Source organism: Pricia sp., assembly GCF_041745955.1.
In the GTDB taxonomy this organism is placed as follows: Bacteria; Bacteroidota; Bacteroidia; order Flavobacteriales; family Flavobacteriaceae; genus Pricia.
Genome location: NZ_JBGTHY010000170.1, coordinates 1 through 13,413 on the forward strand (window position 1 = coordinate 1; position 13,413 = coordinate 13,413).

Below are 13,413 nucleotides of genomic sequence, written 5' to 3' on the forward strand. Positions count from 1 at the left end.
TAAATACTCTTGGGCGTTTATGGTCGTTCTTCCCTGTGATCTTCCGTCAAAGACCTTGTTCTGATTGTTGTAGTCCTTACCTTGATACACCGGCATTCCCCATCTATTAAAAATTTGTAGACTGTTGTTCAGGGCCAGTTCAACATTCTCAATCCACAAAAATTCATTTTTACCGTCTCCGTTCGGAGTAACCATTTGCATGACCACTATGGCCGTATCGGTAACTTCTTCGGGGTCGAGATAGCTGGGAATGCCGTCACCATCTTCGTCGTCATCGATCGGGTCGCCGTTGTTGTTTCCGTCTTCGTCAGGGGTGTCGATACCGTCGCCGTCGTCATCGATTTCCCGATAGTTTACGTCTTCGGTGCCATCGGTATCGGGAAGGTCGTTCGCGGGATCGTCGATTTCGTCGTTTACGTCGAAACCATCGTTGACATCGCTGCCCTCGTAAGCGTCGTCTAATCCATCACCATCGGTATCCGTATCGGTGTAGGCCTGATCGGGAGTACCGTCAAAGTTGAAATCGTTACCTTCATTATTGTCGGGCACTAGATCGTTGTCGCTATCCCTATCAATATAATCCGGATCATCGGTGCCATCGGTATTTACAGGGTCTAAACCCTCTGGGTATGCGGAGTTTAACCCGTTGTTTTCTTCATAGGTTCCCTCATTATCTTCGTTCGGCGGAATATAGGCGTTGGTCGTCTGCGCCTCTATATTATCTGGAATACCATCGTTATCTGCATCGATATCCAAGTGGTTCGGGATACCATCGTTATCCCTATCCAACGGATCGGTCAAGGGATTATCATCACCATCGATATTCGGGTCTTCGACCGTATCGAGAATACCATCGTTGTCATCGTCGAGGTCCACAGAATCGGGTACACCGTCACCATCGGTGTCTATATCGGGATCTGGACCAACATCTATGTCGCGATAGTTCACATCATCTGTACCATCGGAATCGGGCAAATCGTTCGCGGGATCGTTAATACCGTCGTTGAAGTTGAAACCATCGTTGACACTACCGTGCTCATAGCCGTCATCAAGTCCGTCAGCGTCGGTATCGGTACCCGTAAAGGTTTGGTCCGGCACCCCGTCGAAATTGAAATCATTGCCTTCGTTATTATCGGGCACCGTATCGTTGTCACTATCCAAATCAATATAATCGGGGGTATCTTCCCCATCGGTATTTACGGGGACAATACCTTCGGGATATGCGGAGTTCAGACCGTTGTTCGACACGTACGTTGTTTCATCATCAGCGTTAGGAGGTACATAACCTTCAGTGGTCTGTGCTTCTACGTTATCGGGAAGCCCATCATTATCGGAATCCATATCCAAATGATCGGGATAACCATCGCCATCGGTATCGGTAGGGTCTGTAAGCGGGTCGTCGTCGCCATCAAGATTCGCATCCTCCGTACTATCTAAAAGTCCATCGTTATCATCGTCAAGGTCAGCGGAATCGGGTACACCATCACCGTCGGTATCGGGACCGCCATCGGTGGGGTCCAAATAATCGGGGATGCCGTCACCGTCAGTATCATCATTGGTGGGGTCGCCATCACCATCGGCATCTTCATCGGTCGTGTCGATACCATCACGGTCGTCATCTATGTCACGGTAGTTGACGTCGTCAATAGTGTCGGTATTGGGCAGATTATTGGCAGGATCGTCGATTTCGTCGTTGACATCGAAGCCGTCGTTGATATCGCTGCCCTCGTAGCCATCATCAAGCCCATCGCCGTCGGTATCGGTGCCTGTATAGGTCTGATCTGGAATGCCGTCAAAATTAAAATCGTTGCCTTCAATATTGTCCGGTACGAGATCGTTGTCACTGTCACTGTCCAAATAATCAGGAGTGGTCCCATTATCGGTATTTACCGGATCCAATCCGTTAGCATAGGCCGAGTTCACTCCGTTGTTTTCCAGTAAGGTGGCGGCATCGTCATCGTTCGGCGCGATATACCCCTGTGTGGTCTGCGCCTCTACATTATCGGGAATGCCATCATTGTCGGCATCGATATCCAAATGATTCGGGTAGCCGTCGCCATCCCTATCGGTGGGATCGGTCAAAGGGTCATTGTCGCCATCGGTATTGGCATCTTCGACCGTATCGAGAATTCCATCGTTGTCGTCGTCAAGATCGGTGGTATCGGGTACGCCGTCTCCATCGGTATCCAAACAGATTTGCGGGGACAAACGAATACGGATTCCATTAATCGGAAAAACCGAAGTGGTATAAAACTGTATTTCGGTCGCAAAGGATTGGGATTCCCACACGAACCGTTCGGGTCCGTCTATGGCGGTATTCGTAGTGTTTTCTACAAAGTAATTGTCGTCTTCATTGTTCGAAACAATTCCTGAAGGCAAGGCCGTAGTCTGTATATACTCGACCCCGTCAAGGGCCAAAATCCCATCTCTACGATTAGCATCGACCCTAGGGGAGTGTTCTGCAACGACCATTACGGGTACGGTACCCGAAAACGTAAAGGTCGCCGGAAGGTTTCTATTGACCTCGAACAATTGTAAGCTACTTTTGCTGCTCGCCCCGCTTACACTGACGATAATACTTCCAGGGGGCAGGTTCCATTTTGAGCTCAAATCGACATTTTCGGCGGATAGGCTTCCGTCTTGTACACCATCCGGAAAACCGAAATCGGAAGTCCTGAGTTCCTCTTGTGCCAACGATTCGCATCCCTCTATATCCATCATCACCATACTCCCGCGAATAGGATTTTCACCTTGGGGGACAGTGCCGACCACATCATCGCCTATCGGATTAGGGACGGTAGTGCGTTGATTCCTGTCAAAAGAAGTGGTTAGGCCAAAAAGCGCAAGGGCCATTATGTAAGGGAGGCCATAAAACACTTTTTTCCTAAAATCCGACAAAGTAATTTTCTCCATATATGTTTAGTTTTAACAAACTAATCACCATGGCAAGTAGGAATTTTTGTAAGGCGTAAGATTTGGGAACAACCTATAATAGCTATGCAATATAAATTTAAAATTGCGATCTCCAAATTGTTTTAAATTATATAGTCCGAAAATCTTTTAAAAACAGTTTTTTTCGATGAAGCGTTTACTTTCAATGAATTTCATTTTGATAATTTACGTGATTAAGGGGGGGATAAGGATGAATAATCCTTTACGAAAGGCAGAGATAAATAATACGAAATGTCTTTATGACTGTATCTAATTGGAAGGACGGCTACTAAATTTGTAGGAATTTCGTTTAGAGTGATATGAAACCATCCCTTCGGACAAAAAGGCAGGATGACTTCAATATTTACGTTATTTTTGCACAAATTTTTTTAATGAAATCATTTAAGGAGCAGATTCAAAAACGCCGTACTTTCGGAATTATATCGCACCCTGATGCCGGAAAGACGACCTTGACCGAAAAGCTGCTTTTGTTCGGGGGCGCCATTCAGGAAGCCGGTGCCGTAAAGAGCAACAAAATCAAGAAAACGGCAACCAGTGATTTTATGGAAATCGAGCGCCAGCGGGGTATATCGGTCGCTACTTCGGTCTTGGCCTTTTTATATAAGGATAAAAAAATCAATATTCTTGACACCCCCGGACACAAAGATTTTGCCGAGGATACCTTCCGGACCCTAACCGCCGTTGACAGTGTTATCGTCGTAATCGATGTGGCCAAAGGTGTGGAAGCCCAGACCGAAAAACTGGTCGAGGTCTGCCGGATGCGCAATATTCCCATCATCGTATTCATCAATAAAATGGACCGTGAGGGAAAGGATGCCTTTGACCTGCTGGACGAACTGGAACAGAAATTGGGACTATCGGTTACGCCCCTTAGCTTTCCTATCGGGATGGGCTATGATTTTAAGGGCATTTATAACATCTACGAAAAGAACATCAATCTTTTTAGCGGCAATAGCAAGAAAAATATTGAGGAGACCATTGCCTTTGATGATATTAACAACCCAGAACTTGATACTATCTTGGGAAACAAGGCCGCTAAAGATCTCAGGGGAAACCTAGATCTCGTCATGGGCGTGTACCCGGAATTTGATACCGAAAGTTATTTGGCCGGAAAGCAGCATCCCGTATTTTATGGTTCCGCGCTGAACAATTTTGGCGTACGCGAACTGTTGGACTGTTTTATTGAAATAGCTCCCTCGCCGCGGCCCAAAAAAGCGGAGGAACGCATGGTGGATGCGAATGAAAAGGAAATGACGGGATTCGTCTTTAAGATCCATGCCAATATGGATCCCAAGCACCGCGACCGATTGGCCTTTGTAAAAGTGGTCTCCGGTACCTTTGAGAGAAACAAACCCTATCTGCACGTTCGGCAGGACAAAAAATTGAAATTTTCGAGTCCGAATGCCTTTTTTGCCGAGAAAAAGGAGATTGTGGATATTTCCTATCCCGGGGACATCGTCGGCCTGCACGATACGGGCAACTTTAAGATCGGTGATACGCTTACCGAGGGCGAGGAACTGCACTATAAAGGTATTCCCAGTTTTTCGCCAGAGCACTTTCGGTATATCAACAATGCCGACCCCATGAAATCGAAGCAGCTCTATAAGGGTATCGACCAATTAATGGATGAGGGCGTGGCGCAATTATTTACCTTGGAAATGAACGGGCGGAAAGTAATCGGTACCGTAGGCGCCCTACAGTTCGAGGTCATACAATATCGCTTGGAGCACGAATATGGCGCCAAATGTACCTATGACAACTTCCCCGTTTACAAGGCCTGCTGGGTGGACCCAAAAGACCCTAAAAATGAGGAATTTGTCGATTTTAAAAGGGTAAAACAGAAATTTCTGGCCGTCGATAAACAGGGGCAATTGGTGTTTTTGGCCGATTCCCAGTTTTCTTTGCAGATGACGCAGCAGAAATACCCTAGTGTAAAATTACATTTTGTTTCGGAGTTTGAATAAAGTGGTATGGCTACGCGCGTGATACTCGTCCCGCAAGAATAAGTAATTCCGGTTGCCTTTTACAAAATTGGAGTTTAATCTGACCCTACTAAATTTTCTTCAACTCACCATTGATAAAATCGATTTCCTCCGAACTCAATTCAAGGTCGGCCGCCCCCGCATTCTGAACGGACTGTTCGGAGTTTCGTGCCCCGGCCAAGGCAATCGTGATACCGGGGCGTTCAATGGTCCATTTTAAAACCAATTGGGCCAGCGTCGCATTTTTTTCTTTGGCCAAGGGTCTGATTTTTTCCAGAAACGTATTGGTCTTGGTGATACTCTCATCGGTGAAATACGGATTGTCTGCCCTATGGTCGCCTTTGTCGAATTCTTGACCTGGCTTCATCTTTCCGGTAAGTAGCCCTCTTTCCATCGGACTATAGGCTAATATAGATTTCCCTTTTTCACGACAGAAGGGTACTACTTCCTTTTCTATATCGCGATTGACCATACTGAAAGGTACTTGATTGGAAACTACGTTCACATACTTTTCGGCTTCCTTCATCTGTTCAACCGTATAGTTGCATACGCCTGCATGGCGGATTTTTCCTTCCTTGATAAGTTCCGCAACCGCTTCGAAGGTCTCTTGAATAGGTGTGGTGACGTCGGGCCAGTGTATTTGATAGAGGTCGATATAATCGGTGCCCAAGCGTTTTAGGCTGTTCTCGACTTCTAGTTTTACGCTTTCCTTGCCCGCATATTTGTAAATATCGACTTCCTTACCGTCGTTATCCTTGCTTTGGAAGTAAAATTCACCCTTCTTCGAATCCCATCGCATTCCGAATTTGGTCAGTAGTTGTACTTTGTCCCTTGGGATATCCTTAATGGCCTCGCCCACGATTTTCTCGCTGGCGCCCATGCCGTAAATGGGTGCCGTATCAATGGAAGTAACCCCATTTTCATGGGCATCCCGTATGGCCTTGATGGCCTGGTTGTTATCGCTGCCGCCCCACATCCATCCGCCGGCGGCCCAAGCGCCAAAAGTGATCGAGGAGATTTTTAAGTCTGTGTTTCCTAGTGTTCTATATTCCATTATATTTCCTGTTTTTTATCCTACTTCGAAATTTAAAAAATTCGCATAAAAGCTGGCTATGTAATCACTGAAATTTTTGATCGATTTCGTCAAATTAGGGCAGTTTGCAGTTCTTTAATTACGTGTACCTCGGATTTCGACTAGAGCGCCGGTTTAATTAAGTAATCGCTTCATCACTATAACCGGGCCATTACTTTTTTCATCTGCAGATTTTTCAGCAGTCCCCCATACGCCAAATCGGACATAAAAAGATGGGGGTCTTCGTTCCCCTCGATAATCGTAGGCCCAAAAGGGGTCAGGGCTATGTCCCATCCAATGAAACCGTCGGGGATATATCTTGCACCGTCTATGGCCAGTTCACAGGCCTCCTTAAAAAATGGAACTTGAAAATTCACGAACCTGAAACCGCTATCGGGATGCTTTTCGAATTCCCCGCCCCCGAATTTCATATCCCGATACCCAGTTCGTTTCAACCTGCCTGATTCTTGTTCTATACCAACGAACAATCCCCCCGACGACCCGTTATCGACTATACTGCCCCCTGCCCCGATACGTATAAAGGAAGAGATGATATCTATGTTCCCGCCGTCGATATAGGTCAGTATCCGAAGGGTGTTAATCGATTTTGAGTAGATATCATCTATGTCGGGATGCTGCGTTATGGCCTCGGTATGCGTGTAATCGCCGTTCAACAGGTTTTTGAACTGAGCCTCCAATTGCTGTGAAAATCCATCCCGATCCAATTTGAAACATCCCTGCCCTCCGTTTAGTGCCAATGGCCTGAAAAAAATGGCCTGGGTATCGGTAGCTCCGAAAATTTCCGCGTAAAAATCTACCAATTCCCCTTTACTAGAAATTTTCTGGATTCCTTTACCCGAAAAGAAACTGCGGCCAAAATTATGTCCGATGAGCGCCGGGGTACTCAGCGCGGCCTTTTCACAATACAGGGCAAAATTCAGTTTGTTGCTTAAAATGGACGTGTACTCTGATTTGTGAAGTTTCTTACTGGCGTGGATGGTACGGACCTCCTTTGGTGCAAGGTAATCCCTGTAGTTTTTGATGTCCTTTTTATAGAGGTGCTTGAAATAGTACATCGGTACCTCCTTCTTGGTCATCCAAAGCACAAGTACCTCTTTACACATCTTGAAAGAATTCTTCTTGTTGGGATCCATTAAAAAAACCTTGATTCTCCCCGGGTCTTCAAATTGCATTGCATTACATTTTATGTGGGTTCGGGAGTCTTTCCCGTAACGTGGCAAGGTCTAAAGATAGCTATATTGTCCGGATTCAAGCGCATGGATTACTTACAAAACGATTGAACCCATTGTTCGATCCTCTTATCGAAGAAGGGATTTCATTTGTTCGCCAATCTCCATTTACTACTTGAAAATTTGTACTTTGCCTAACCCATTCAAACAAATATGATACTTGCCCTTATCGATGCCACTTTCGAAGAACTTCAGTACCCTATTTATGCTGCAGTTTTACTGGCAGTAACGGGCCTGCTGTTATTCGCCTTCTACCGGCCGTTCAGAAAAGGTCTTTTAGATTATATTAAAAACCAGGTGTTCTTTGTAACTGTATTCTTACTGTACCCTGTCCACAAAAATTAACTTTATATGCCCCGGACACTTAGAAAAACGATTTTTTGGCTTAAGGACTGGATTAAGGGATCTAAGGTTCGAAAACATTACGAGGCCATAGAAAAAATCAACGACGATCATGAATCCGATCATTCCGTAAGGGAAAGGGAAAAATACCTGTCCGAAATCTTACGGCATTGCATAGATACCGTTCCCTATTATCGGAAGCTTGGGATAACGGATACCAAATTGGACAAATTTCCGGTGGTGGACAAAAACCTGATCAGGGCCCATTCCAACCTATTTCGTTCGGAAGCATACGCGGATAAAAAAACGTTCAAAGCTACCACCAGCGGATCCACGGGAACACCCTTTACCGTTCTTCACAACGTCGATAAGAAGCGGCGGCATACTGCGGACGTACACTTTTTTTGGGAATCGGTCGGGCATGCTTGGGGAACCAAGTTTTTCTACCTGAAAATATGGAACGCCCAAAATAGCAAAAGCCAACTGACCAAAAAAATGCAGAATATCGTTCCAATAGATGTATTCAAACTTGACGATGATAAAATCAAGGCGCTTTTAGATAGCGTTAAAACAGACACTTCCCCAAAAAGTATTTTGGGCTATGCCTCGGCATTGGATCGCATCGTCAAATATTTGGAGCGGAACCCGACCGATATGTCGAAGGCTAATGTTATCTCCATCATCGCCATGTCGGAATCCTTGGACGGACCTACCAAAAAAACTTTGGGCGCCTATTTTAACTGCCCGGTCGTATCGCGATATGCCAATCTCGAGAACGGAATGTTTGCACAGCAGACCTCGTGGTCAGGAAACGATTTTTTGGTCAATTTGGCCAGTTATCACATCGAAATTCTTGATTTGCACGAGAATATTCCTGTTAAGGAAGGCGAAATGGGACGGATAGTGGTCACCGATCTGTTCAACAGGGCCATGCCGATAATACGTTACGATACGGGTGACCTCGGTATATTGGGGAAATCTGAAAAGAATGGGAAGACCCATCAGGTATTCCAAAAGATCGAGGGCCGGAAAATGGACGCCATATATAACACCAAGGGCGAAGTTGTTTCCTCGTTCACTATTACCAATAGTATGTGGAAGTACATTGAATTGGCCCAGTATCAATTTATCCAAATGTCTAGGAAAGAATACAAATTTAAACTGAATGCCGTAGAAAAGTTTCAAAGAGAGAAAGAGCTTATCGAAGAATTCATAGGGTATCTTGGGGAGGACGCAAAGATACACGTGACCTATGTTGACGAAGTACCCCTATTGTCTTCCGGAAAACGGAAAAAAGTCCTGAATACAATGAAAGTGACGAAAAAAGGGTTCAGTCCAAGTTGAAACAGAGGCCCCATTGGGGGATAACCATTTTTGGGCCCGGGGCTATTTTGTCAGTATGCTACTTGACGAGGATACCATAAGAAACGAGTAAGTCTTCAATTCTAGGATGGGGCAATTGGATTTTGAAAAACAGCGATAAGTTTTAGGCTATTTTTTTCACTGTAATAATTATTTCCTCTTTTATATATAGCAATAAAGTATAAATAAATAAGGCTATGCCTATCATTTCAAGACCTTCTTCAATACTGTAACAAATAGCATGTGTAACTTCAGAAAAATCATCGGAGTGATAATTTTTAGCGCCTAACATTTCAACGCCAATGGCTCCAAATACATATATTGCGCCCGAAATTATAAACAACCAAAAGATTTTTTTCGAAAGTTGTGGGAGAAACCTGAAATAATAAACTGTTGCGAAAATGATAAACAATACTCCATAAGGAATTACCCATCCCCAAGATAAATAACCCTTTAAATTAAAGTTGTTATCAATAATAACTCCTACTCTTTCATGAAGCTGAACTGCTTCGTCAATGGATAAATAGAAAAATATAATAGATAGAATTAGCCATAAGGAATAACTCAATCCGTTAATCTTTCGAAATAATGAAATAAAACCGAGTAAGAAAGAAGCAAATAAAATAGTAGTTGATGAATAATAGGCGGGAATGTTCCCCTCCGTTCTTATGTTAAATAAATTAAAAAGCCAATTAATAGTATTATCATTAAAATAGAAGACCAAACCGATACTATTTGCTATTTCAAGGAATAGAATGATAATGAGCAATACACCCAATATTTTTTTTGGTCTAATGAGTATGTTCATAGCAATACGATAGTATGCTTGTATGTTAACATTCTATGAACAAACTTAGAGATAAATTATTTATTATCCGCTATAAAGAAACCAACTATATGGCATTCATGGTAATCGCTATGAAAAATTTAAAAAGAAGAACAAAAAAAGTTTAAATATACTTCTATGATATCTCGAAGAAAAAAACAAATGCTCTTATTCCTTTTAAGAGATAAGAACAAAAAAAAATGGCTTCAAATTATCAAAGAATTTGCGACTCTTGGTATTTCAAGAAAAGAACTGCCTCTAAATTATATTTCTCATTTAATGTACCGAAAAAACGTCACTAATTATAATGATTATTTAAGCCTCAAAGAAAATAATAGATTACTTCAATGGTCTTATTCACATGCCAAAGAACAAATTGTGTTACTAGAAAACAAATTATTATTTGAAGAGTTTTTAGTTAAAAACAATATTCCTACCCCACAAATTTTCTTTCATAACTCAAAAAACAGGTTTACCTATAAAGAAGATTTTTTTGAAATAGAAACTAAAAATGACTTTTTCTCCTTTTTGGAAAAGGTTTTTAATGAAGAAAAAATTGAACACATCTTTTGCAAACCTATTGATGGAATTAGGGGAGAAAATATTTTCGTTATAGACAAAAATACACATCGAAAAATAGCGGATAATTTAATTGACCTGGTGTTTTCCAAAGCATTTATATTCCAAGAATTAATAAAACAACATGAAGATTTAGGAAGGATAAACTATTCCAGTGTAAATACTTTAAGGGTAGTTACTTATAAAAATAAAGAAAATAAGTCGGAAATTTTATCCGGATTTATTAGGATTGGAAGAAATGGAGCCATTATAGATAATGCCCATATCGGAGGGATTGTAGTATCATTTAATAAAGAAACGGGCAAAACGTATGCTGAGGGGATTCAACTCATTGACAATGGCGGGGGGATTTTTTTTAGACACCCTGATACAGGAATAATTTTTGATAATTTACAAATCCCTCATTACAGTCAAGTTAAAAAAATAGTTACTCAAGCTGCTTCTTTATTTAAATTTCCTCTTTTGGGTTGGGACGTTGCTATAACTTCAAATGGACCTGTTATTATAGAGGCTAATCATGATTTTCATCTATTGTTATCGGATCGAATGGAGAAAGGATTAAAAAGAAGCCCTACTTTCAAGAAATTGCTTGAGCAAATACAAAGAATCACAATTGATTCAGAAAAATTGTAATTTTTTGATAATCAGTATAAAATGGATTTATACCGGAAATTTTGTCCTATTTTTGGAATAGACCTAAAAAAGAAAGGTCCGAACGGCCCCCTTTGACGGATTATGAAAAAAGAATTATGCCCTCTATATTTTCATCGGTAACGCAGTTAGGTCCGAAAATTTCCTATCACTGCTCAGATAGGGATCCGTAACACCTCTTTTTCTTATGAAGCGGGCCGGGGAGCCATAAACTACGGAATAACCCCCAACATCTTTGACCACCAATGAACCGGCACCGATTACACTGTGTTCCCCGACGGTGATATTTTCTATAATATTGGCCCCGAGCGATACGGCCGAAAACCGACCTAGGGTAAGATTACCGCCTGTACATACCCCAGACGCGATACTGGAGAATTCTTCCATTCGACCGTCGTGACCCAGTGATGATTTTGTATTCAGGATACAGAAATCCGCAATCCTTGAATTAGCGTTCACTATGGCCCCAGGCATGATAACGCTGCCACTACCAATCTTCACATCCTTACCGATCAGGGCACTGGGATGAATCGCGGTAACAAAACGGAGGTCAGGCGCGATATCGCCAATTCTGTCCGCCATGTTTTTTCTTGTCCAGTTATTTCCGATAGCGAGAATTATGCCGTGAAGATCGAATTTTGCCGTTAGACGGGGAAGGTCGAGTTCGCAACCCAAAATTTCGTATCCGTTCTGTATCGTTCCCTTTTCCTTAAAGGAATCCACGAATCCTAAAACGTTATATCGGCCTTGCTTCTCAACACAGTCCAATATCATGGATCCGTGTCCCGAAGCTCCTATTATAACTATATTTTTCATTCTACGGGGGGTGTTAAAATATTTTTACAAGGTAACAAAAGCAGCTCGATAAAGGGATTGAGCGAACGAATGATCGTCGAAACGGATGTTTCCTTAGAGATATCGCTATCCGCATAAGGATGAATTGAACGGTTTTTGTCAATTCGGGGATATCGTGTCGGAAACACCAGGCCCGTCCCGTTCTATTTTTTTTGTTGGCATACTGTCCCTGCCATTGCCCATAATATCGACCGTTACTTCAGCTGGACTTGAACTATGTATATTTTCATTGGTATTTTGGAGTGCATAGATAATAAGGCTTATTAAAAATAGTACTAAAAATAAAAAGGGCTTTTTTAGATATCTCAAAGTTGGCGTATAGGAATTTGCAATAAGATAAATTTTGACGAAATTCACTATCCCAAAAAGAGGGAATATTGACGCCATCGATATAGTTCGGAAAATGAAACATATTCAAATTGAATTCCCATGAATTATAGTCAACTAGCCAAAAGGTCTCGCTCTTGACGTATATACGCACGTATTGCGGATTATAGATGTTAGCCTAATCCACTTTAACGCATAAGACTTTGTTAAAAAGTAAAGCCCCTTGCAAAATTGCAAGGGGCTTTACTTTTTAGATGATCGAAAAAATTTCCTACGCCTCTCCCGTAGGTCCGAAATTGATCGGAATCGGGGGCTGCTCATAATCCTTTATCGTACCATGAGCCTTTTCAAAGCGATGTACATTGTCGTTCAAGGCTTTTAAGAACTTCTTGGCATGTTGCGGGGTTAGAACTATACGGCTCCTAACTTTCGCCTTTGGCGCCCCGGGCATCATACTGATAAAATCGACCACAAATTCGGATACGGAATGATTAATGATCGCCAAATTGGAATAAATTCCCTCAGCCGTTTTTTCATCCAGTTCTATGTTGATCTGTTTTTGTTTGTCTTCCTTTTCGGCCATGATGGGATCTTTAAAATAGAACCAAGAGACTAGAACCAAGACGTTGGACAAAGTTACCTCTACATCAGGTCTAGCCTGCCAGCCGGCAGGTTTCTTGGTTCTTGGTTTATTTCTATATTTAGAATTTCATGGCTTCCTTGCGGGACATGATCTCATCATATTCCTGTTTAGAACCTACGATAATGTTCTCATAGTCGCGCATACCGGTACCGGCGGGAATCTTGTGCCCGACGATTACGTTTTCCTTCAGCCCCTCCAAGGTATCAATCTTACCGCTTACCGCGGCTTCGTTCAATACTTTGGTCGTCTCTTGGAACGAAGCGGCCGAAATAAATGATTTCGTCTGCAACGAGGCACGGGTGATTCCCTGAAGAATCGGCGTGGCCGTAGCGGCAATCGCATCCTTGGCTTCCACTGCGTTCTTATCGGAACGCTTTAAAATGGAATTCTCGTCCCGAAGTTCCCTGGCCGTAATGATTTGACCTTCTTTTAGGGTATCGGATTCGCCTTTGTCCACAACCACTTTCTTGCCGTAGATTTCGTCATTTTCCGTAATGAAATCATCTTTATGCACCAACTGGTTCTCCAAGAAAATGGTATCGCCCGGATCTTGGATCCGTACTTTACGCATC

The 13,413-nt window shown here is 42.7% G+C and carries 10 protein-coding genes and 1 pseudogene; 3 read left to right on the top strand and 8 right to left on the bottom strand.

All coding sequences use genetic code 11. The features are described 5' to 3' along the window. The coding region (locus ACEW8S_RS06145) for a gliding motility-associated C-terminal domain-containing protein (RefSeq protein ID WP_373517299.1) at positions 1–2,913 on the bottom strand (2,913 nt) is incomplete at its 3' end. A gap of 410 nt (positions 2,914–3,323) precedes the next feature. Here ACEW8S_RS06145 and ACEW8S_RS06150 point away from each other — a divergent pair. After that, entirely contained in the window at positions 3,324–4,916 is a 1,593-nt protein-coding gene (locus tag ACEW8S_RS06150) for a peptide chain release factor 3 (protein ID WP_373517300.1), read from the top strand. An 88-nt stretch (positions 4,917–5,004) separates the two neighbouring features. Here the strand turns inward: ACEW8S_RS06150 and ACEW8S_RS06155 are convergent, their stop codons facing one another. Further along, a complete protein-coding gene (locus tag ACEW8S_RS06155) occupies positions 5,005–5,988 on the bottom strand; it encodes an aldo/keto reductase (RefSeq protein WP_373517301.1) in 984 nt (327 codons plus the stop codon). Positions 5,989–6,164: 176 nt separating this feature from the next. After that, complete coding sequence (locus ACEW8S_RS06160; RefSeq protein WP_373517302.1) at positions 6,165–7,199, bottom strand: sugar-transfer associated ATP-grasp domain-containing protein; 1,035 nt, start codon at positions 7,197–7,199, stop codon at positions 6,165–6,167. A 408-nt stretch (positions 7,200–7,607) separates the two neighbouring features. On the opposite strand from ACEW8S_RS06160, the gene ACEW8S_RS06165 reads away from it, so the two are divergent. Then, positions 7,608–8,942, top strand: coding sequence for a CoF synthetase (locus ACEW8S_RS06165; protein WP_373517303.1), 1,335 nt, complete (start codon positions 7,608–7,610; stop codon positions 8,940–8,942). A gap of 142 nt (positions 8,943–9,084) precedes the next feature. Here the strand turns inward: ACEW8S_RS06165 and ACEW8S_RS06170 are convergent, their stop codons facing one another. Next, positions 9,085–9,768, bottom strand: a complete 684-nt coding sequence (locus ACEW8S_RS06170; protein WP_373517304.1) for a hypothetical protein — start codon at positions 9,766–9,768, stop codon at positions 9,085–9,087. A gap of 156 nt (positions 9,769–9,924) precedes the next feature. Between ACEW8S_RS06170 and ACEW8S_RS06175 the strand changes: the two genes are divergently transcribed. Further along, positions 9,925–10,998, top strand: a complete 1,074-nt coding sequence (locus tag ACEW8S_RS06175; RefSeq protein ID WP_373517305.1) for a sugar-transfer associated ATP-grasp domain-containing protein — start codon at positions 9,925–9,927, stop codon at positions 10,996–10,998. A 123-nt stretch (positions 10,999–11,121) separates the two neighbouring features. Here ACEW8S_RS06175 and ACEW8S_RS06180 read toward each other — a convergent pair whose 3' ends face one another. The 4 genes and pseudogenes from ACEW8S_RS06180 to ACEW8S_RS06195 form a co-directional block, all read right to left on the bottom strand. After that, complete coding sequence (locus ACEW8S_RS06180; RefSeq protein WP_373517306.1) at positions 11,122–11,832, bottom strand: acetyltransferase; 711 nt, start codon at positions 11,830–11,832, stop codon at positions 11,122–11,124. Positions 11,833–11,970: 138 nt separating this feature from the next. Next, complete coding sequence (locus ACEW8S_RS06185; protein WP_373517307.1) at positions 11,971–12,180, bottom strand: hypothetical protein; 210 nt, start codon at positions 12,178–12,180, stop codon at positions 11,971–11,973. Positions 12,181–12,469: 289 nt separating this feature from the next. Beyond that, positions 12,470–12,781: a DUF3467 domain-containing protein gene (locus tag ACEW8S_RS06190; RefSeq protein ID WP_373517308.1), complete on the bottom strand. Its 312-nt coding sequence runs from the start codon at positions 12,779–12,781 to the stop codon at positions 12,470–12,472. Between the two features lie 118 nt (positions 12,782–12,899). Next, positions 12,900–13,413, bottom strand: a pseudogene (locus ACEW8S_RS06195) (DNA-directed RNA polymerase subunit beta'); the annotation flags it as partial.